The following is a 21,498-nucleotide window of genomic DNA, read 5'->3' on the forward strand; positions in this document are numbered from 1 at the left end:
ATTATGTTTGTTCAGCTACCCCAAAACTGATCGCTGGGCGATCTCTGACTGCGGGCTGATATTCTCCCGCTGGCACCATGCGCGATCGCTGGGTGCCAATCAGCGAAACTTGAGTGGTGAGCAAGAAACTGGTAAAACTCGCAATCACAATCACCGGAACCATTGAAGTATCGGCAATCACGCTGAGAATCACCGTGGTGCTGACGGGCGTTTTGGTAACTGCCACATTCACTGCCGCCATCAAACACACCATGCCAAGAGTCGGATGGATTTGGGGAAAGCCCAGTGAGATCGCTAAGCCCACAACTGAACCAATGTAAAACAGCGGAAAAATGAAGCCTCCCCGAAAGCCAGAATGGAGGGTGCAGCTAATTGCCAACATTTTTGCCAGCCCAATCATCAGCAATAGCGCAATTCCGTAAGTTGCTCCATGCTCAATAATGGTGTCAATTTGCTTTTCGCCAAAAAACAACGTTTGGGGAAACACCAGGGCAATCAGTCCGATCGATAAACCGCCCAGCGTTGCCAAAAAAATCGTTTGGTGATGTAGTGGGGCAGTCAAATAGCCCACCACGCGAAATATCAACACAAACAGCAGCGACACCGCCGCGCCCACTGCTCCCAAAATCGCTCCTTCCATCAGATTCGTCAGCGTCATCGGCGGAATCGAGTCAAAGTGATACATGCCGCCGATCGACAGCCCAGTCGTAAAGCGAAATACGGTAAAGCTCAAAATAGCAGACAGCACTGCCGGAATGATTGCTTCGTAATATTCCAAGCCGCGCCGATGGGGAAGTTCCAACGCAAACAGCGCCCCGCCCAAAGGTGCCCCAAAGAAAGCTCCGAGTGCCGCACTCATGCCACAAAAGGTGAGAATGCGAACTGTGGGCAGCGACAAGTTCATCTTGGTGCCAATCCAGCCGCCAATGCTGCCATTGACCTGCACCAAGGGCGCTTCCGGTCCCGCGCTACCGCCTGCCACGATCGAAAATAGCGATGCCACAATCATGGCTGGAGTCTGCTTCATATCGATGCGTCCGGGGTCGTGTACCTTATCAACCACAAAGGCAACTTCTCCAGGCAGCCCCATAAAATAGAGCGACAACCCCACCAGCAAGCCGCCGATCGTGGCAGCAATCCACACATAGTTTTTAACGAAGAAGTTTTTTGCCGGAGCGTCGCTAGAAAACTGGGCTTGCAGCATCTCTGGCACTTGCTGCCAAACGAGATGCATCGAGCTTTCTATCAGGTAATAGTAAACAGTGGCAACCAGTCCTCCGGCAATGCCGATCGCGGCAGCCCAGAAGATAACCTGAGCATAGGTTAAGTCACGGACAACAGGAGCCATAGCCCCGCTCATGGGGGTTGCATCAGCTATATCAACCATTGATGGATCGTGAGACGTTAGCGGCATTAGTCATCTCCTGCAATTAAGCAAAGCGAAATGGATAAGCGAAAGACATCAGATATTAGGCATCAAAAGCTGTTTGCACGATTGATGTCAGTGGCTGCTTTAATAAGCCTGATTGAATAAACTTTGCGTAGGTATCTGCTTCAATCGCTAGCAGTTTCTCTTGATGTTGTTGTAGATTAAACGCTTTTAATTGAGAGTATTGTGTTGTCATTAATTCAATTTCTTGTTTAATATGCTGAAATTTTTGCTTCAGAAACTCAATTTGAGAGTGATGTAAAGCAGGTTCAATCGCAGATTGCAATTCTGTTTGATCTAAGTGATTGAGCACTTGCTGCAAGGCATCTCTGCGGGCAATCAACTCTAAATATTGTTGATGCAGAGTTTGATCTTCTAGCAAATTCAGCTTTTCTAGCAGCGTCTTTGTCGTTAAGCCTTGAACTAACAAAGTGAACAATACGACACCAAAGGAATTTGCAATGATTTCTTCGCGCCCCACAACCGCAACCGGAATGCTCAGTGCCAGCGCGATCGATACTCCTCCTCGCAATCCTGCCCACCAAATGACTGTTTGCTCAGGCAGTGAAATAGTTGTCTTTGTCAGCCACCCGCTAATCAGGCTAAATCCATAAATTGTGATCGCCCGTGACACAACAATCGCCAGAATTGCGATCGCTGTGGTTTCAAAATTCTGTATCAATCGCGGCAGTTGAATTTGATCGCCCAACAGCAAAAACACGATTGAGTTGACGAAAAAAACAAGAAACTCCCAAAACTCGGTGATCGTCGCCCGTTTAATGGGGGGCACTCCAGGCAGTGAACTGAAATTTCCCAGCATTAAACCTGCTGCCACTACACCAATCACACCTGAACCACCTAACTCCTCCACCAGCAAATAGGTGCCATAAGCAGTAACGAGCGTCAGCGATTGCTCGACCCAAGATAGCGTATAGCGTTGTGCTAAAAAGGCAATACAAGCGCCAATCAATCCGCCAACGCCTAAGCCAATGCTAGTGACGACTAAAAAGTGCAATATTATCGTTGAACTATCAACTGGATGAGCATCGACCGCCAACTCAACTAGCACCCCAAATGCCACCACCGATGCCCCATCATTGAATAGGCTTTCACCTTCTAACAACGTGGTCAGTCGCTTTCCGGCTCCGAGTTCACGAAACAACCCAATCACAGACGCAGAATCAGTTGCAGATAAACATGACCCAACTAATAATGCAGTGATCCAGGGAACACTCACCCATTGATGCAGCGCCCAACCCACGCCTGCGATCGACACAAACACGCCACCTATCGCAAACAAGCCACTTGGAATCACTTCTTGCCGTAAATCTTCCCATTTCATATTCCAAGCTGCTTCAAATAGCAGTGGAGGCAGAAACAGTAGCAGAATCATTCCAGGCGATAAACTGATCAACCGAACATCCAACAGCGCCAGTCCTAAGCCAACAATAACTAGCAAAAGCGTGTAAGGAAATTGACGCAGCGAAGTCACAATCTTGGGCAAAATAGCAGCACTGAGCGCGACTAGTAAAACCATCAAGAATTGCTTTAAATCATTCTTGATTGCTAAATCACCCGCATTCGTTAAGAGGCTCATAGAAAATTGTCCAATTAATTAACAACTTTCCGACTTCTATTCATTTTTGGTGTCGCTAAATCAAGGTGCGAACAAATTATTTTGGTTTTCTTGAGGGGATGTTGCACTGCCATATCCCCTCAAGATTTAATTCTTTAAGCACCTGCCGAATCAATCCAAAAGTATTGCCTACTAGGGGCGATAGCGATCTTCTGGCATTGCCGAAATCATCGTGTCTGAGACTGCTTCGACAGGTTCGTCATCGTGAGATCCAGTTGGCTCTTTTAAGAAGAAGGCATTGACAAACGCCACCATCAACGCCACGACTCCCAACATGTTGAAGAACGTGCGATCGCTGGCTGCTCCCGCAGGCAAAAGGCTGTAGATCGTTAGATAAATGACAGCACCCACATTGCCATACGCGCCGACATTCCCGGCAATTTGCCCCGTCACTCGGCTCTTAATTAACGGCACAATCCCAAAGGTTGCTCCTTCCGCCGCCATCACAAAAAATGATGCCAGCATCGTCGCTGCAACCACAACTGGCAACGGCACCCCTTGCCCCAAGCTGGAAAAAATTAGATAGCCAATTCCGGTGCCTCCCAATGTTGCCACCAGTGCCCATTTACGGCTACCCACCTTGTCTGAAATCCAGCCACCACCGGGACGAGCAGGAATATTCATAAAGGCATAGGTGCTTGCGACTGCGCCAGCTAGGGCAGCAGGCAGACCATAACCCCGTTCAAAGAATGAAGGCAGCATGGAAACCACTGCTAATTCTGAACCAAAACACGCAACATAGGAGAGTTCCAGATTTGCCACTTGAGAAAAGCGATAGCGATCGTCCGCTTCATATTTTTTCTTGTCAGTCATCAGTGGCTTGTTCGCCTTGTAAGCGTTATAAGCCTGGAATGCATACAGCGCCACAAGAAAAATACAAACTACAGAAAAGGTGTTGGCATCAATGAACTTCACCCTATTCAAGCGCCAAGCAATCACCCCTAAAGCAGCGACTAAAGGAATGTTCATCAACAACATGAACCAGAAATCCCGTTTAGTGGTGACTTCCATCCCGGCACTGCTGGGCGGACGCTGGTAGACTTTCCCTGGCGGTGTATCCGACACATTCAGAAAATAGATGACCCCATAGCACGCAGCGACAACGCCTGTAACCGCGATCGCAAACCGCCAGTTGAGTTGCCCTGCCGCCATGAACGTAGTGGCAGCGGCGATCGCAGGCAACGTAAATGCCGCTGCCGACGAGCCAAAGTTACCCCAACCCCCATAAACCCCCTCTGCCAGACCAATTTCGCTAGATGGGAACCACTCTGCCACCATCCGAATCCCAATCACAAAGCCACAGCCCACAACGCTCAATGCTAAACGGCTGTAGACTAATTGCTCAAAATTCTGTGCCATCGCAAAAGCAAAGCAGGGCAACGCCGCATAGACCAGTAAGCACGAATAGGTAATGCGTGGACCAAACCGATCCAACACCATACCCACAATGATTCGCGCTGGAATCGTCAGGGCAACATTGCAGATTGCCAGAGTCCGCATTTGCGCTTCCGATAGACCCATTTCAGTCTTCACCGCCGTAGCAAACGGGGCAAAGTTAAACCAAATCACGAACGTCAGAAAAAAAGCAAACCAAGTGAAATGCAAGATGCGATTCCGCCCAGTGAATGACCAAATTCCAGCCACGGATTTCATACCTCCTAATAAAAAATTGCACAAGAAACATTTCCTGCACCCGGCAAGGCGATTGCGCTAAATAAGCAACCGCCAGTCAGATTCAGAAAGATGCTGGAATGTCAGGACATGCTCACACCTATCTCTGAAAGAGAATCGCGCTGCTATCCAAGACTGCTTGATATAAAAAACTTAATCAGACCCGTATCTCATCACCGGTTCAATTCAAACTGCAACAGTAATGGAGTCGTATGAAGTTCCTATCAATGGAACTGACTCAAAAACACGGGCACTACTTTCCTCAAACATCTTGGTAGCCTTTCTCAACACCAGGTTACAGAAACTGATTGCTTTTACTGGAGCAACCATGAGATACAAATTTTCGTGAATCACCGTGACGAAAGGAAACCACCCGACCAACGTTAAGAAAATTGCGAACCAATCAAAGTCCAAGATCCGATATGGATGTCGAAATGACAATAATTCTCGGAGCATATTAAGATATTCCTAGAAAACAAAAAGACCAACCTTGCTGTAGGTTGCTTCAGAGCAATAGCAGCGAGGTTTTTTTAATGGCAGCGGACTAATGGTGCAAAGCGAAGGATTGAAATTCGATCGCAGTTATTTAGCGTGAAATTGATCTGATATAGATGGCACTCAATCAACTTCACACTAAGTTATAAATTATTGGGTCGGATGAATGTATTGGTAGTAACGATTTAAGACATAGAGGTGCTGAGTTAGCACGAGATACATGTAAATTCCGCATTGATCGCCAAAAAAATTAGGTATCGAATCTGCAAACTGCCCAATTAAGTCCATTCCGAAGGACTTGAGGAAAGTGATTATTTTTTTGATCACACTAGAAAAATCTAATTATTTCGTGTAAATTGGTATTATCCAATACAGATTTTTTAGTCGAAGAGCCAAAGAAATGAACATTCAACGCATCACACCTGTTTTGTTTGGACTATTGCTATCGGGTGGGCTGCTCACCCCTGCTGTCGCAGCGCAACCCATCGACACTTCAAAACAGAACTCGCAAGTGCAACATTTGACCTGTGTCAAAGACACGCAAGGGTTGATGTGTACGGTTGATGAGGCATTGAATACATCATCGAGCGGTGTGGAGCAGAAAATCGCTGCAAAAGCGGATTCAACGCCGTCAGAATTAGCTTTCAATGAGCAATTAGGGCAAATGTCAAATATCTTGCTCGGAATTATCTACCTTGGGCTACCGATCGCGTTGGTGTTCGCAATTCTACTCCACGATAAACGGGTGGCGGAACTGGCTCAATCCATTGAAGGATTAGAACGTATCTGGAACCAAAATCCCCAGTCTTAATTTTTTCCAAGTTAGCAATGCTGTTCATCTTGTCCGAGAAGCACCTGTTCCTCCGACACTCTATAAAAGGGTTTTCTAAGCGGTCTAGTCATCACCTACTAGACCGTTTTTGCATCTGATTGATGTAGTGAAGTGGGAACATCTCTAACAACTGGACGGAAACCCTGGACGGATATAGGCTCTACCGCCCCTATGTGCAGTACGAATAAGGTCAGCGCTCTACAACTCAGAGTTCTCTCGAATTTGCTGATTCATCGCTTCTAGTTCGCGCACTTCTTTTTGCAGGAAAAAGTTGAGAAAGGTGCGAATTCCGGTAATGGCTGCTAGCCGGGCGATCGCATCCCAGCTTGGCGAAACCGCAGTGGCAGCAATATCTGCTGCTAAGAGAAACTCCAAAGCGAGCGCCAAAGACAAGCCCAACTCTAGCCGAATTGCTTGTTGGGCATCTTGCAGCCGTCTTCGTCTTGCTTTTTGCCATAGCTGTTGTAGTGCAATGACGAGGGAGATTGCAATGATTGAAATTGCAATAAACTCCAGGATGATCTGCAAAAGCAGGGTACACTCCTGCAAAAGAGATTCTACGAGCCGAGTTAGCTCAGACGATTGGGTTTTTGCTATCTCACCCGATGAGGTTGCTAGACTATTTACGTCAAATATCATCAGTAAACTGCTTTCACTTTCACTTTCACTCAATCAGTTCACGGTAACAGTAGCACCCATTCGTTTGTGCCCCGGCAATATTCCCAAACGCTGCATCATTACAAACTACAGAGTCCTCTTGCACTTTGCTCTATAATCCGCGAAATTGAGTTTAGACACGATTTTTTGGTGTGAGGATTTTTATAACATGCTAGTTCAACAGTTTAAGGCGGCTCATACGATCGCCCTATGCACTCTCGCGATCTCAACCTCAGGAGGGCTGAGCCCATCGGCAATTGCCCAATCCCTTCCTCTCGTGGAATTTCCGGCCGATTATGATGTGTGTCGCGGCAGTGGCAGCGCGCCCTTACCCGTCTATACCACCTCAAATTTAACAGTGCCCGTTGGTCAACCCCTTGCCCCCAACACGCCTGTCAAATTAACGGGTGTATTTAAACCCGGACGTAACCCCGCTCAAATTAAACAGCCTGTTGTAGGCTGGGTGAGCTCTGGCACACTCCAGACTCAATGCCCTGGCACCACTCCTTCTGCTAAACCGCCCGTGCCATTCAATCAATTGACTGGCTCTCCCTATTGCCGCCGCTTGCGCCTACCTGGAGATAGTCCACGGGGTCCAGCAGATGGATTGATTGCCCGCAATGCCCCCAGCCTCAGCAGTCCTGCTCAGGTTGCCCCCAACGGTTTGTCTGATGGTCCAGCGGAGGGAGCGCAGGTGCAAACTACAGGCACTAACGGCAGCGCCATCACCAAAGTGGCGGATAATCGAGTGTGGATGGACGTTTGGTACGTGGGACGGTCTTTCGAAGCTCGAAGGGGTTGGGTTTTCATCACCCCTGCTGGGTTTACATCCGGCTCTCAATACATCTCAAACTGCCAATAGAACTCGTGACGATAAAGGCAGTTTCTAGCAAGCGATTAAAAAATCGCCCTAAAAATTCCTTTTAATTGTTGCAGAGTAATAGCCGTCCTTGGTTTTAGTTCGCCTATTCAATTTTTGAGCAGGCGAACTAACCTTTGTTGGTTTGTTTTCCAATTTGTTTGAACCGGGCAAATAGAGCAGGCAGGTACTCATCATATCGATCGCTGACTAGATAGATTGCATCTGTGGTGCAACTCCCACAGCCTAGCGATCGCCCGTTCAACAAGTCAGTCAATTGACCCGATGAAACACCCGCCCAGGGAAAATGCCCAGTGGGTGCGGCGGTCGTGTAATTGAGTTCTGTATCCAATCGCCACCCGGTGCCACTTAACTCCATGCCAACCGGATTGTCTTCCGGCAAGGGCTGGGTTCTGCGCCATCCCACAATTTGAGCAAACCGTTCCGTCTGTGCTTTTGAGTTCTTAGAGCCTTTTGCAACCTGCTGCCAAATTCGATGTTGAGCACTAAAACCAAACCGTCCACTGCTAGCTTTTGACCAAAGGGTATCCAGAGTCCGCAGATCTGTCAATGAGATGCGAGAAAGCACAGACTTGCTGCTGAAAAGCAAATCTCCTTGAGATCCAGCTAGCCGCTGGAGAATTGCCCGCGTCTCAAGATCTGCGGCCTGCCAGTTTTTGGCTGCTAAAAGACTTTGAAGGCGACTGTAGTTAATCTGCCATTTTGTAGCAGATTTGGGAGCAGGTTTCACATCAAAGCTGAAATTAGAAACCAGTTCCTGAAAAGTCTGGCGTATTGGAGCTTTGGCATCTAAATATCCTGCTGTTAAGCGAACGATATAACGACCATCCGGGCTGCCGAATAGCACATTGTCAGAGTTGTACAATCCCGTCGAAGTGTAAGCGATCGCGTTTTGTCCAGCTACAGTGAGTGGGCGATCGTCCTGGCGGCTAAGTTCGCCCTTCCAATGAGTGAGCGGCAACCGTTGATTGTTGTTATAAACGGTAATGCTGATAATAGGAGGCTGTTGTGGCAAAGAATCTCGGTTCAGAAAATCAGCTTGTTGCCATAGTTCCAAAACTTCGATGGGAATGGCTGGCTGCGTAGATGGTTTAGTTTCTGATGGTGTGATGGTGTAGTCACGGGGAGATACGATGCGAAAGCCAAAGCGATCGCTCAGGTAAAATACATCGCTGCGCGGTACAGCAGAACTTACTGTTGGGCTTGCAGTCAACGCTTCGTCTGCTCGCGATTGCTTCGACCCGAAAAACGGTGGAGTAACGCTACCCGCAATCAGACATGCCAAAAAACCAAGGGCAATAACACGTTTCATATAGCTAAGGTGACTCTAACAACGGTCTTAAGATTTCAGTGAACAGAACTAAATTCAACGGGAGATCGCGCTATTGCTGAACAACGGGTGCAGTTGAGGGAGCTTGATCCAGAAACACAATCTGAACTTGGTTACGCTGAAACACTCCGGGAACAGTGGTCTGAGCAGAAGCTTGGGGCATTGTCAGACACCTTGCAACCTGTGATTTTTCCGTGTGAGCGTTCAGTGCGGTCACATAAAAAGTGACTCGGTTTCCTTGAACTTTTGGATAGAACATCACAGGCATTAACTTATCAAGACACCCTTGCAGCGTAAATTTGAGCATCACTTGCGTTTCCGATCCTGTAGTCGCACTTCCAACCGGAATCCGCACAGATTGAACCGCTGTAATTTTTCCTTTTATGGGGGTTAACCCGGTGGTACGGGCAGGCAGAGTTAACATTTGAGCAGAACCGCTGATCGCCCACATCACAGAAGCGATCGCAAAACCTAAACTACGCATCAACATTGCTCATCTCCCTACCAATAACATTGCATCGATGATGTTAGCCTCGCGGCACTCTTTCCCTAGGAAGCGTTCCAAAATTTGAAACCGTTTTGCGATCGCTGACTGAAAGACTTGTTCTAATTTCTGTAACAACGAATTGGTTAGCTAGCGTTCTGGCTACCGTAGTAGCAGCTTAAAACGATATTCCCTATTTTCTTGTCGGAGTTCCTGAAATGAAATTCTGTGTGTCACAAAAGACTTCTTCATGGCTTAAACCAACTGTAGCAGCGGCTTGCCTCCTCAGCAGTCTTGCCGCTATGCCCATGCTGAATGCAACAGCAACCCAAGCTGAAGCACGTTCACTAATCCCGACTTTAAACGGGCAAAAATCTGGATCAACTTGCCTGCAAACTCAGGTTGAAACGCCTGTTTTGCAAGCTCAAACCCGCCAATTTAAGGTTAATGATTCTAGCTCACTTCCCAAAGCCATCAGGCAAAAAGTGCTGGCGATCGCATCCAAAGAACTCAGAATCCCGGTTAACCAGCTCAAAATTACAGCAGAGCGATCGCGCTTTTGGGATGGCTGCCTAGGTGTTGCCAGTCCAAAAGCAATGTGTCCAATGATAGGGATTCCTGGATGGCAGGTGATTGTCGCTGGACCGCAGGAATATTGGGTTTATCACCTCAATAAAACCGCAACTCTCATTAAACGCAATCCAACAACAAGCGCTAAAGGAAGCGTCGTGCCGACCTTTTGGCAAGCTGATTCAACAATGGTTGCAGCAAAACCAGGAGAGATTATTTTTCAATCCTCAACTACGGGCGGAATCGCCGGACAAGCCTACAAAACGTTGCTACAAAAAGATGGGCAAGTGGTGCGAATTGATCTACGGCAACAACCGCCAACGCCAACGCTGATTCGCCGACTTTCCCCTCCGCAAGTGCAGGAGTTTGTTCGTTTCTTGCAGCAGAATGAATTTGAAGACTTTTTGGACTTCAACTACTCGCCCACAGCAGGAGCCGATTACTTTGCGATCGCCCTCATGACTCCAAGAGGAAACGGCATTCAGTATGTCGATATCGTTCAGGATCAAACTCCTCTTAAACTTCAACAAATCATTCAAGCCTGGAACCGGATTACCAAAGTTAACTGAATAGTTAAACAACAAATGCAGAAATCAAGCAGACATTTAGCAATTCCCACTTGAGCTTAAGAAATTGAATTAAACGACGTCTAAATGTCAGTTCTACCTGAGTTAAGAGCATCTAAACTCGGTCTAATCCTCGCCTGACGGACGTGATCTAGGACTCAAAGAAACAGGCAGTCAAAGCCAGGATAAAATTGGGCAATCCACTGATAAGCCACCCTATGAGCACTCAGGTACCCCTGAAAGAACTGGTCAAACCGCAAAAACATAAGCTTAAAACAGCCGTTAAGCAGAGATTTGGTGGAGCATGTGCTTTTTGCGGATGCGTTCCTCGGTTTTTGACCTTGGATCATATTGTGGCTCGGTCGAAGGGTGGCTTAGATGTGAAGTCTAACCTAGCGGCTGTTTGCCAACGCTGCAACCGCAGCAAAGGAAGCCGATTGCTCTGGGAGTGGTGGCAAGCATCTCCCTGCTGGAACGAGGAGCGAGCCGCCCACTTTGCTGCGGTTGTCCTCGTATGTAAGATTCGGAGTTGAGCCAAAATCGGTGTCAGTCTAAACTGGGGTAGATTGATCTAGACGATTTGGATCTTGCACACCCGTCAGCAGATTCCAAAGTTCGTAGTCAACTTCAGTTTTGGGCACATACCAGTTATTGGACCCCGCTTCTTGGTTTCCCATGGCGCTGAATTGCTCTCGCTTTGGATCATTTAGATCGATGTACGTCGCCCCTTGCTTTAACCGAGTTCCAGCGGGTAGCACTCTGATACGCTTCAGCTCTTCACTGCTGAGATCGGATAAATGCTGATGCACCTCTTTCAAGTCAAAGGCGGTAGGTGCTTCCAGTTCAGCAGCCGAAGTTTCGATTCCATGATTTTGCCCTGCCATTGGGTTCGGGTGCAGGTCGTGTTGCCATTCGTCGTCAATATTTTCGGGTACGTGTTTCGACTTTTGTGCGTCTGACATTGCGCGGTTTCCTCGCTTCTTGCTCAACCTTTAGCCTAAGAGCGATCGCCCAAACTGAACCCTATCCAAAGGCTTAGATGATGACACAAACACTTTGGAGGAAGTAGATGCCAAACCCTCGAAGCTTAGACCCGATAAACTTTAAGGATCTAAACCGAAAAATGATGAGAAATCCGGCCACAAACAGACTTTAAAGTTTTTTGAGTTTACTACTCGATCTCTTTAATGCATCTAGATTGCTATAGAAAGTTACCTTGGTTCATCTACAAAACTGTTAACCGTAAAGCTCTATCTGCCTGTATCAGAAATGGCATTTTACTCGGCTTGATACTGATAGCATCGCGTAGGAATAATCGTAAGAATAATGCCCCATTTTTTATTGAGCATTGAACACTTATGCAACTAACGCAAGGCAATAAAGACTTATCGAAATCACCATTATTTCTGCTTGCGCCATTTTTCTTTTTGGGCACAGCAATGGTAGTAATGAAGTTTATCCTGCCGAATACATCTCCACTGTTTCTGGCAGGGATTCGGCTGGTTCCCGCAGGCTTATTAATTTTGATTGGAACCGCGATCGCCAAATTACCTCAACCTAAAGGATGGAAAGCCTGGGGATGGATTATCATTTTTGGTGTTGTTGATGGAGCCTTATTTCAAGGTTTTTTAACCGAAGGATTAGTTCATACTGGGGCAGGACTAGGTTCGGTGTTGATTGACACTCAACCGTTGGTTGTGGCACTACTGTCTCGGTTGATCTTGGGTGACTTAATTGGTCTGTGGGGGTGGATAGGACTATTTGTTGGGTTGACTGGTGTAGCTCTATGTGGCTTGCCTGAGCAATTTATCTACGGCTTGCTGAAGGGTGGTAGCCAGATAGAAATTGCTAGCTTTGACTGGAATCATGTGCTGCAAAGCGGTGAGTTTTTAATGATTGTTGCGGCTCTGGCAATGTCCTTTGGAACTATCATTGTGCGCTACGTCAAACAGTATGCTGATCCGATTGTTGGCACTGGTTGGCACATGATCATTGGGGGCGTTCCATTATTAGTTTTATCCTGGCTGTATGAATCAGGACAAGTTAATCATCTTCATCCTGGAGATTGGGCTGGATTGGGCTATTCCAGTGTATTTGGTACAGCAGTGACCTATGGTATTTTCTTCTACCTGGCAGCCAATGGAAACGTAACCAGCGTGAGTGCGCTCATATTTTTAACTCCTGTTTTCGCATTGTTGTTTAGCTACTTGACACTGGGCGAGCAATTGACGAATCTGCAATGGATTGGTGTAGTGCTAACGTTGGTGAGTGTGTTTCTAGTAAACCAACGGAAAGAAATTGCTGAATGGATGTCATCTCTGAATGCAAAACCGTTGTCGGAGGTGATTACAGCAGAAGTCTTAACTGATGCAGGTGAATCTATTGAGTAGTCTATGAAAAGTTAATGGTATTGCAATCGATAGATTTAATTAATGGTTCGTCTAGTTTTTGTTGCCGTTGCGATCACTCTGTTGAGCATTCAATCTGGGTGACGACATCTCTGTTTGCTGATGCTGCTAATCAATGTACCCAGCCCTTAAGAACTTTGTATTCAATCACATAATTAGCACTGGGCGCTGTGTGAATTTGGTGAGAAAACACACAGATGATTGAATCAGAGAATTATTGATCGAGCCGGATTTGACCGTAGACATTAACATTATCGGTGGCGATACTTCCGGCATCAGAAGCATAGTTATTCTCAAAAATAGGTTGTTTCAGCGCAGTCACTTGAGGAATCTTGGCAACCTTAGCAACTTTTTTAAGTGATTTGGTAATGCTGAAAATTGCACCCCCCTTGCCTAAGCCAGGACTCGATCCCTGACCCGCGATCGCTGTATTGTGTTCAAACCGGGTGTTATCCAAAATAAGTGTGCCAGAGCGAATGAAGATGGCACCGCCAAAGCCACCGCCACTGCCGCCAAATTCTAATCCGCCAGCACCACCACCAAAGCCACCATTACCAGCCTTACCCATTTGCTTAGCGATCGCGCCACTGCCGCCCTTCCCCCCCAAACCGCCACTACCACCCCCACCGCCAAAACCACCATTGCCGCCATTGCCGCCATTGCCGCCACCAGCAATTTCTATCCCATGGCTGCCATTGCCGCCATTGCCTGCATTCCCAAAGCCACCAAAACCACCCCCGCCGCCAAAAGCGACTGTGCCAACACCCCCTTCTCCGTCCCACAGTCCAAAGTCACCGAAAATACCAGTTCCCCCATTGCCGCCGTCGCCGCCATTGCCGCCATTGCCGGTGCTAGCACCGCCATTGCCGCCATTACCGCCGTTACCCGCATTGCCAAATCCACCAAACCCGCCCCCGCCGCCAAAAGCAATGCTGCCGATCCCGCCAATACCAATCCCATTGACGTTAGCGATCGCACCACGATTGACATTAAAGCGATTGTTGTGGGTCGCAATCTTAACGGCATCGGGAACTAGGTGAGGTGCATTACTGAGCTGGATGCCATTAACGCCAATGACAGCCCCCCGATTTACTTTGAATTTGTTTTGGTCACTGTTAATCTCGCGATCGCGGGTATGAATCGCGCCCGTCCCACCAATGGCCCGATTACGAATGAAGGATACATCGCGAAGGGTGACGCTCCCATCTTGAATGAACAGCCCACCGCCCATCCCGGCTGCTCCTCCGGCACCGTTGAAGCCATCCTGACCTTGAGCCAGTCCATTGGCAATGGTTAGATGTTCAATTTCAACTTTGCCCCGCTCAACTGACAAAATTTGGTGAGCGTTTTCGCCACTGATCAGATCATCACCATCACCGGTCAGGCGGATATTCCCCGCAAGGGGTGGCAGGCTGCTTTTGAGAGCAATGGTGCCGTGTGTTCCAGTCAGATCAATTAAATGATCGGTTGGCGTTACATTGGACTGAGCGATCGCCCAGCGCAGAGAACCAACTCCACTGTCGGCAAGCGTGGTCACTTGGATAGAGTGGATATTGCTGTTATCTGGAGCATTTAGTGAAAAGGCTGGAGCGGCGATCGCTCCCATTAAAATGATCACTAAACCAAACACTACAGCACTGATTCGAGCCAACTTGAACCATTGATCTGACCAGTTATCGTTCATGTAAATCGAGGAGATTTAGGAGTGTTGCTAGAATGCGTCTGCAATTTTTTGCTTGATGCCTAATAAAGTCTGCTTCAAGTTAGAAGCACGATCAGGCAGAGATTTTTGCTGATAGCCTTGCTGTTGAGTGCTGTTTCCCGGATAGCTTTTTTGATGGCTGGCATATCCTTGATCCTGGCCTTGACTGGGATAGTTTTGAGCCTTATCTTGAGCCTTAGCTGGAGTCTTGGCCTGAAAACTCTGGTCTGAAATCTGCAATGAAAGATAGTCGGAGCGAATCCAGCCTTCTGAGGGAGACTTAGATAAGTCATTGAAACGGATGTGATTCCAAGTTTTGCTATCATTGCTGCCGACTTGCTCCAGCAAAGTAACCCGATCACCCGCCTGTCCATAACCCGTTTGTGTTTGAGTACTTTCGGGTTTCGGATAAATCAAAATTTGGGTGTCTGGCGTAGGTGTAATCAGCATGGCAGGTTTAATATCCTGGTTGCTGGCAGCAGCAGGAGATAGGAAGAAGGTCAAGCTAGCGATCGCAGAAATTAGCACTCTCAAAATTAACTGGTTCATATACAGACTCCTAAGTAGGTGGAATTTTAGCGGGACAATTTTGAACGGCAGAATATATGGAACACATGGAAAAGAACGGATGGAAAGAAACATTAGATGGGGAGTGTTAGGGGGCTAAGCAATGTGCCAGTTCTCCGGCAATATATACCGCATAAATTGCGCGATCGTCGCCCAGCATCATCACGCCAAACAACTTCTGCGCCAGATTTTCCAGCGTTCGCGCCGAAAAACCTTGAGTCCGATTTGCCATCAGTGGTGTGGCTTTTGGATCTAAAACAATAAAGTCAGCTTCTTTGCCCACCTCAAAGTTGCCGATCTTGTCATCCAGCAAAAGAGCTTTTGCACCTCCCAGCGTTGCGAGAAACAGAATTTTGAAACAAGAAAGCGATTCGCCTTGAAGTTGCGCCACTTTATATGCCTCATTTGCCGTGTGCAACATTGAAAAGGTCGTTCCGCCCCCAACATCGGTGCCTAAACCAACCTTAACTGGATAGTCTATAGACTTTGCTTGGGCAATTTTGAATAAGCCGCTACCTAAAAAGAGATTTGAGGTCGGGCAAAATGCAATAGTAGATTTTGTTTCGGACAACCGTTGAAATTCAGCATCGGTCAGATGAATTCCGTGGGCAAATACGGATCGTTGTCCAACTAATCCGGCGCGATCGTACACATCCAAATAGCCCTTGCTCTCCGGAAATAATTCTGCAACCCAAGCAACTTCCTTAACGTTTTCGGATATGTGGGTGTGCAAATAAACATCCGGAAATTCTTGTAATAGTTTTCCGGCTACCTGAAGTTGGGCATCGCTACAAGTCGGTGCAAATCGGGGTGTCACGGCATAGAGCAAGCGACCTTGTTTATGCCATTTCTGAATCAGTTGCTTGCTATCTGCATAAGCGGTTTCTGGAGTGTCGCGGAGATAATCTGGCGCATTTCGATCCATGAGAACTTTGCCAGAAATCATCCGCATATTGCGGCGACTGGCTTCTTCAAAAAAAGCATCAACCGATTCAGGATGAACAGTAGCAAACACAAGTGCGGTAGTTGTTCCTTGCTTCACTAACTCATCAAAAAATAGTGCTGCTATTTTTTGGGCATAAGTCTTATCACGAAACTTTTCTTCAGTGGGAAATGCATATTTGTTTAACCACTCCAGTAATTGCTCTCCGTAAGCAGCAATCATTTCATATTGAGAATAATGCACATGAGTATCAATAAACCCCGGCATGATGAGCTTGTCTGGGTAAGCTGTAACTGGAACTGTAGAGTACTTCTTTTGCAGGTCATCATAAGAACCAAAATCGGCGATCGCACCATTCTCAATTACCAATAACCCATCAGGGATATACCGCACACTATTAGACTCAGGCACATAAAATGGATCGTCTACAAAGTCTAAAAAGGCGGCACGAATCGCTCGAACCGATTGCGAAACAAATGAAGACATAGTATTAGATAAGATTTCAAAAATATTGCTATAGCTTGAGAAAACCATTGCTTGTAACGTTTCTTCAGGCACCTAATCGCAGGTCTAAAAATTACCGAAATCTTAATATCGAAAAGTGGTCAAATGACTCCTATTAAATTGCTGTTAAAGAGCATAAACCATCTATCTAAATACTCATGTATCTACAAGAAAAATAACATTTATATCATTTGTTTAGCGGTGTCTTCGGAAATAAAAGGAAAATATCTTTATGCCAACTTAACTGTCTGAAGTAGGTAATAATTTAGCTCGAAAATTGATTCATAACGATTAAGAGTATTCTGTGTCAGATGTAACTGATCGCTTAACTCTCCACCAAAATCCCAACAGCTTAACGCTCAAATTCAGCGGTGACGAATGACCTTTGCATTTTAAGTTCTAATTTCACAGCCATTAATCATAAAGTACTGCCTCATAAACAGTCCCACACGAAACTTAGCCCTAATATCAATGAGAGAGCAGGCTTCAGAACCCAAGCTGCTTTTTGTATAGCCCTTTCTCATAAATCTCTAGCCGCTGTTCCCCTCTGTGTAGAAAACTCGGTATGCTGGGGTTTAGAAACGTTAACATTTATTTCCATTACTCTCAGAATCCGTGCAAGAAGACCCTAGATTAATTATCGATTTAGTCACTGTGTTAGCGGCAGCAGCGGCAGGTGGACTTTTGGCAGCGTTGCTGCGACAGCCAATTTTGCTAGGTTATCTGATCGCCGGAATTGCGATCGGTCCGGCTGGGCTGGGGCTGATTAAAGAGCTAGTGCAAGTGGAAACGCTAGCCCAATTTGGGGTTGCCTTTTTACTGTTTGCCTTGGGTGTCGAATTTTCCTTTTCTGAACTGAACAAGGTTAAAGGCATCAGTTTGGGCGGCGGCGGACTACAAATCGTTTTAACGATCGCAGTCACAGCAGTTATATCTTTAACGATGGGCTGGGTCACCTCTCCTCCCCAAGGGGTGTTTTTGGGGGCAATTTTGTCGCTCTCTTCTACGGCCGTGGTGCTGAAATGCCTGATGGAACGGAATGAGACAGGCACGCCCCATGGACAGGTGATGTTGGGGATTTTGGTAGTACAAGATCTGGCGTTGGGCTTGATGCTGGCAATACTGCCTGCCCTGGATAAGCCGCCAGAAGAACTGGGGGTGGCGATTGGCTGGGCGCTCTTGCAGACCGGATTATTTGGTTTAGGTGCGATCGCGGTGGGCATTTGGGTGATTCCCCGTCTGCTCCGAGTGATAGCTCGCACCGAGAGCAAGGAACTGTTTTTGCTGTGTATCGTGGTGCTTTGCTTGGGCATTGCCCTGCTGACGGAATATCTTGGTCTGTCGATTGAGATGGGCGCGTTTGTGGCGGGGCTGATGATTTCTGAAGTGGAATACTCAGACCAAACTCTGACCTATGTGGAGCCGTTGCGAGATATTTTTGCGTCTCTCTTCTTCGCCGCGATCGGCATGTTGATTGATCCCGTCTTTTTGTGGAATAACCTGGAACTGATTTTAGGATTGGTGGCGCTGGTTTTTATTGGCAAGTTTTTGATCATCACGCCAATTGTGCGGCTATTTGGCTATTCGCTCAAAACAGCGCTGATTGCTGGATTGGGGCTGGCGCAAATTGGGGAATTTTCCTTTGTGCTAGCAAGTGAAGGGCAAACACTGGGGCTGATTACACGGGAGGTGTACCTGCTGATTTTAGGGACGACCGCCGTGACGCTGGTGCTGACTCCGTTTGTACTGCGTTTAGTGCCTCAATTGTTCATCTGGGCAGAGGCCGTTCCTTGGCTGAAGTCATGGTTAGAAGGTAGTGACTTGCCCCTGGAAGTGTCTGAAAATATTCCCATGCAGGCGCATGTTGTGATCTGCGGTTACGGGCGAATTGGGCGCAATATTGTGCGTCTGCTACGTGATCACAGCTATCCAGTGGTGGTAATTGATCAGTCGGAACGGTGTGTGCAAGAGTTACGCGAGTTGCAGATTCCCTACATCTATGGCAATGCTGCCAGTTTGCATGTGCTGGAAAAAGCTGGAGTAACCACAGCAACAGGCATGGCGATCGCCCTCCCTGATCCCATGAGTACCCGCCTTTGCCTCAAACGCGCCTTAGAACTCACGCCCGATCTAGATGTGGTGGTGCGCGCCAATCAGACTAAAGATATTGAATTGCTCTATCAACTTGGAGCAAAGGAAGTGGTGCAACCTGAATTTGAAACCAGTTTAGAACTGTCTGCCCATTTGCTGACCGAGCTTGGTTTGCCGCTGCCCGTCATTCAGCGAGAAATGCAACTGATCCGCACAGCGCATTATCAAGAGCTGCGAACTGAGCGCCCTTCCTATCAAGTGTCACGGGAGTTAAAGGAAGCCACTCAAGATATGGGCAACCAGTGGTATCCTTTACCAACCGAGTCCCCCTTGATTGGCATGACCCTTGAGGAAACGAACCTGCGGCGCTTAACGGGAATCAGCCTGATGGCGATTCAGCGAGAGAGCGGCGAAGAAGTTGATTATCCCGATGCGAAGACGTTGCTGCAACCCGGCGATCGCCTGCTGGTCGTGGGCGAACCCGAGGAACTAGCTGCCTTCGATGAATTGGCAAACGGGAAAGCCATGGTGCCAACGGAAAATGCGTCCTGTCAATGGCTGCTGCTGCCTGAAACAAGCCCTGTAGTGGGAAAAACTCTCGCAGAAGTTCATATTCGCCGTCAGTTTAGCGTGTTGGTGCAGGCAATTCGCCGTGAAGGTCGGTTCATTGGCTTTCCCGATGGTAAAAGCGATTTGCAGGCTGGCGATCGCTTACTTCTTTGCGGCAGTTTGTATGCCCTCAATCAAGCAAGCCGCTGGATCACTCCCCCTCAAACGGATCAGGTGGTTCCTGTTCCATTGCCCATGATCAGTGTCAGTGAAGTGATCGTCGCAGTCCAAGATGAACTAGGCACGGGCGTTTAGGAAAATAGCACAGCGCGAAGAAGGGTGTTGATACGCTCTTGTTTTATGGGGCAGAACTTTTGAGAAATGCCAGAGTGCTGTAGAGGTGAAAAGCAGAATCTAGATAGCAATCTTCTGCACGGGATAGAAAAAGCTGAGGCTTTAAACGGCTTAAGGGCACAGTGAAATCATCTACAGTTTCAGAGAATGCGGTGAAGTCTGACCCAATGGGCACTTGAGGCAACTGTTGATTCAAACAGGTAAGCAGGTGATTCCAGCGTTGGCGAATAGTATCGGCTTCAAAGGACGCAAGAGCGCCCTGTTTAAAGTTATAACGACTGTCGTGGATTCGCAGAATGCAACGGCGCGCCGGAAGATGCAAATCGCAAAAGTGGGCATAGTCTTCCACCTTATCCTTCCATTCGGGGCGATCGCGATAGCCTAACTCAACGACTTGCGAAAAGAGTGGCAAAATTCCTTCAATTCGCTGTGTAACTTCCGACCACAAGAATGACAACGAGCCAAGCTGTCCCACGTCGTTTTTGCAAACTACCGTAGGATTTGGAACCAGCGTAGAAAAGTGGTTGACGTGAAATATTTGAATTGCTTCTAACTCTGAAGTGGCTGCCCAAAAAACAGGAATCTCTGCTGTTTTTAAGGCTTGTCCCACTTCCTGCAACTCTTCAAAAGCAGCAGCTCGATAGAGTTTCCAGCCACGACTGGGAAGCAATGCTTTTGCAGTATATACATCCAGATTCATCACCGTGGCAAAACGTTGCCCAAGATGGCTCCGAGATTCAGGGGGAACCGCTTCCAAAATCATGAATCCTGGATTTGCACTGACACTCTGTCGAGGTGCTTGAGCGATCGCCTGGGGTCTTGGCTGGCTCACTCCCCCCAACCGCTGTAACCCTTGACGCGCCTGAGCAATCAGCTTTGAATTGGTTTGGCTTTTCAACAATTGCCGATAGATGCCTTCAGCGGCTTTGGCTTTACCAGATACTTCTTGCAAGCGCCCCACATACAATTGCACCCACGGATCTTGCGGCGATCGCTTCAGCAATTCCTTTAATAATTGTGCCGCTGTCTGATAATCTTGGCGCTCAAATGCGGCGGCAACTTGGTCAATCATAGAAATTGAGGATTGGGGATTGAAGATTGGAACTTTATAACTTCAATTCATACTAACTCGTCGTCAATCGCCAGTTCTTTCATACACTTAGTGCTGGCTGGAAATTTAAGTAGACTCAAGCTTCTAGTCACAACTTCACTGTAGGCAGGCACTTTGTCAAGATCCCATTAAGCTTGTTCCTGTCAGCATGAGGCTGAACAAGCCATTGGGCACGTTGGAGTCAGACTTATTCTGCATCTTCAACCGTTATGAACGTCCTCCAGTGCCTCATTGCTTCGACTGCGATTGCCATGGCTGCTGCCACTTTACCCGCACTTGCCGATACCTGCTACATGGTGACAAGCTCTGGTCAAAAAATTGAACTTAAAGGGATGTGCGGCAACTCGTCAGCAAAATCTACGCCTGTTCAAGTTCGGTCTCAGCCTGCAACCAATGCAACTCGCCAAACGGCATTCAGCAGTGAGTCATTGGTGCAAGAAGGTCAAGGCGGAGAAAGCAGCCGGAATGGGTTCACTCAGGATTATCACTACCAGGTGTGGACAAACTCAATGAACACTCGCTACACCTTGAAGGTTTGGAGATTAGAGGATTATCCTAATGGTTCTCTGGTTGCATCTCTCTCTTTTCAATCTGCAGGTGCAGCGCTCGATTACTTTGACTGCCATTATGGTGGGAAGCCTTCATTGTGTTCCAGAGGTAGGTAAGTTGAGTCGATCGAACCTCTCCGTAGTTCATAGTTAGTGGTGTATAGCCAATTA

18 protein-coding genes are annotated in these 21,498 nt (G+C 47.4%); 7 read left to right on the forward strand and 11 right to left on the reverse strand.

Annotation, left to right across the window (positions count from 1 at the left end; all coding sequences use genetic code 11):
* Position 1: 1 nt before the first annotated feature.
* The 3 genes from JOY44_RS16110 to JOY44_RS16120 all read right to left on the reverse strand — a co-directional run bounded on the left by JOY44_RS16110 (position 2) and on the right by JOY44_RS16120 (position 4,709).
* On the reverse strand, positions 2-1,414 hold the full coding sequence (locus JOY44_RS16110) for a chloride channel protein (protein WP_197985491.1): 1,413 nt from the start codon (positions 1,412-1,414) through the stop codon (positions 2-4).
* A gap of 55 nt (positions 1,415-1,469) precedes the next feature.
* Positions 1,470-3,026, reverse strand: coding sequence for a cation:proton antiporter (locus tag JOY44_RS16115; protein ID WP_171574657.1), 1,557 nt, complete (start codon positions 3,024-3,026; stop codon positions 1,470-1,472).
* Between the two features lie 171 nt (positions 3,027-3,197).
* Positions 3,198-4,709, reverse strand: coding sequence for a NarK family nitrate/nitrite MFS transporter (locus tag JOY44_RS16120; protein ID WP_242541793.1), 1,512 nt, complete (start codon positions 4,707-4,709; stop codon positions 3,198-3,200).
* Positions 4,710-5,631: 922 nt separating this feature from the next.
* Between JOY44_RS16120 and JOY44_RS16125 the strand changes: the two genes are divergently transcribed.
* A complete protein-coding gene (locus JOY44_RS16125; protein ID WP_171574660.1) occupies positions 5,632-6,042 on the forward strand; it encodes a hypothetical protein in 411 nt (136 codons plus the stop codon).
* Between the two features lie 219 nt (positions 6,043-6,261).
* Here JOY44_RS16125 and JOY44_RS16130 read toward each other — a convergent pair whose 3' ends face one another.
* Positions 6,262-6,702, reverse strand: a complete 441-nt coding sequence (locus JOY44_RS16130; RefSeq protein ID WP_171574661.1) for a DUF1622 domain-containing protein — start codon at positions 6,700-6,702, stop codon at positions 6,262-6,264.
* A 187-nt stretch (positions 6,703-6,889) separates the two neighbouring features.
* Between JOY44_RS16130 and JOY44_RS16135 the strand changes: the two genes are divergently transcribed.
* Positions 6,890-7,582, forward strand: a complete 693-nt coding sequence (locus JOY44_RS16135) for a hypothetical protein (RefSeq protein WP_171574662.1) — start codon at positions 6,890-6,892, stop codon at positions 7,580-7,582.
* Positions 7,583-7,709: 127 nt separating this feature from the next.
* Here the strand turns inward: JOY44_RS16135 and JOY44_RS16140 are convergent, their stop codons facing one another.
* A complete protein-coding gene (locus tag JOY44_RS16140) occupies positions 7,710-8,912 on the reverse strand; it encodes a GUN4 domain-containing protein (protein ID WP_171574663.1) in 1,203 nt (400 codons plus the stop codon).
* A gap of 70 nt (positions 8,913-8,982) precedes the next feature.
* A complete protein-coding gene (locus JOY44_RS16145) occupies positions 8,983-9,420 on the reverse strand; it encodes a hypothetical protein (protein ID WP_171574664.1) in 438 nt (145 codons plus the stop codon).
* A 212-nt stretch (positions 9,421-9,632) separates the two neighbouring features.
* On the opposite strand from JOY44_RS16145, the gene JOY44_RS16150 reads away from it, so the two are divergent.
* A complete protein-coding gene (locus JOY44_RS16150) occupies positions 9,633-10,553 on the forward strand; it encodes a hypothetical protein (RefSeq protein WP_171574665.1) in 921 nt (306 codons plus the stop codon).
* A gap of 215 nt (positions 10,554-10,768) precedes the next feature.
* Complete coding sequence (locus tag JOY44_RS16155; protein ID WP_171574666.1) at positions 10,769-11,083, forward strand: HNH endonuclease; 315 nt, start codon at positions 10,769-10,771, stop codon at positions 11,081-11,083.
* A gap of 18 nt (positions 11,084-11,101) precedes the next feature.
* Here the strand turns inward: JOY44_RS16155 and JOY44_RS16160 are convergent, their stop codons facing one another.
* Positions 11,102-11,512 carry a hypothetical protein gene (locus JOY44_RS16160; protein ID WP_171574667.1) on the reverse strand — a complete coding sequence of 137 codons (411 nt, stop codon included), beginning with the start codon at positions 11,510-11,512 and terminating at the stop codon, positions 11,102-11,104.
* A 396-nt stretch (positions 11,513-11,908) separates the two neighbouring features.
* Here JOY44_RS16160 and JOY44_RS16165 point away from each other — a divergent pair, with 396 nt between their 5' ends.
* Entirely contained in the window at positions 11,909-12,940 is a 1,032-nt protein-coding gene (locus tag JOY44_RS16165) for a DMT family transporter (protein ID WP_171574668.1), read from the forward strand.
* Positions 12,941-13,172: 232 nt separating this feature from the next.
* Here the strand turns inward: JOY44_RS16165 and JOY44_RS16170 are convergent, their stop codons facing one another.
* The 3 genes from JOY44_RS16170 to guaD form a co-directional block, all read right to left on the reverse strand.
* Positions 13,173-14,642, reverse strand: coding sequence for a hypothetical protein (locus JOY44_RS16170; RefSeq protein WP_171574669.1), 1,470 nt, complete (start codon positions 14,640-14,642; stop codon positions 13,173-13,175).
* 27 nt (positions 14,643-14,669) lie between these two features.
* Complete coding sequence (locus JOY44_RS16175) at positions 14,670-15,209, reverse strand: SH3 domain-containing protein (protein ID WP_171574670.1); 540 nt, start codon at positions 15,207-15,209, stop codon at positions 14,670-14,672.
* Positions 15,210-15,315: 106 nt separating this feature from the next.
* Complete coding sequence (guaD, locus tag JOY44_RS16180) at positions 15,316-16,656, reverse strand: guanine deaminase (protein ID WP_171574671.1); 1,341 nt, start codon at positions 16,654-16,656, stop codon at positions 15,316-15,318.
* A 633-nt stretch (positions 16,657-17,289) separates the two neighbouring features.
* Between guaD and JOY44_RS16185 the strand changes: the two genes are divergently transcribed.
* The gene (locus JOY44_RS16185; RefSeq protein WP_171574672.1) at positions 17,290-19,629 is read left to right on the forward strand and encodes a cation:proton antiporter; all 2,340 of its coding nucleotides are present in this window, start codon (positions 17,290-17,292) and stop codon (positions 19,627-19,629) included.
* A 43-nt stretch (positions 19,630-19,672) separates the two neighbouring features.
* On the opposite strand, the gene JOY44_RS16190 is transcribed toward JOY44_RS16185, so the two are convergent.
* Positions 19,673-20,740, reverse strand: a complete 1,068-nt coding sequence (locus JOY44_RS16190; protein WP_171574673.1) for a tetratricopeptide repeat protein — start codon at positions 20,738-20,740, stop codon at positions 19,673-19,675.
* Positions 20,741-20,988: 248 nt separating this feature from the next.
* Between JOY44_RS16190 and JOY44_RS16195 the strand changes: the two genes are divergently transcribed.
* Positions 20,989-21,444, forward strand: a complete 456-nt coding sequence (locus JOY44_RS16195) for a hypothetical protein (protein WP_171574674.1) — start codon at positions 20,989-20,991, stop codon at positions 21,442-21,444.
* Positions 21,445-21,498 lie beyond the last annotated feature (54 nt).

The sequence above is a fragment of the Leptolyngbya sp. Cla-17 genome, from assembly GCF_016807185.1.
In the GTDB taxonomy this organism is placed as follows: domain Bacteria; phylum Cyanobacteriota; class Cyanobacteriia; order Leptolyngbyales; family Leptolyngbyaceae; genus ULC077BIN1.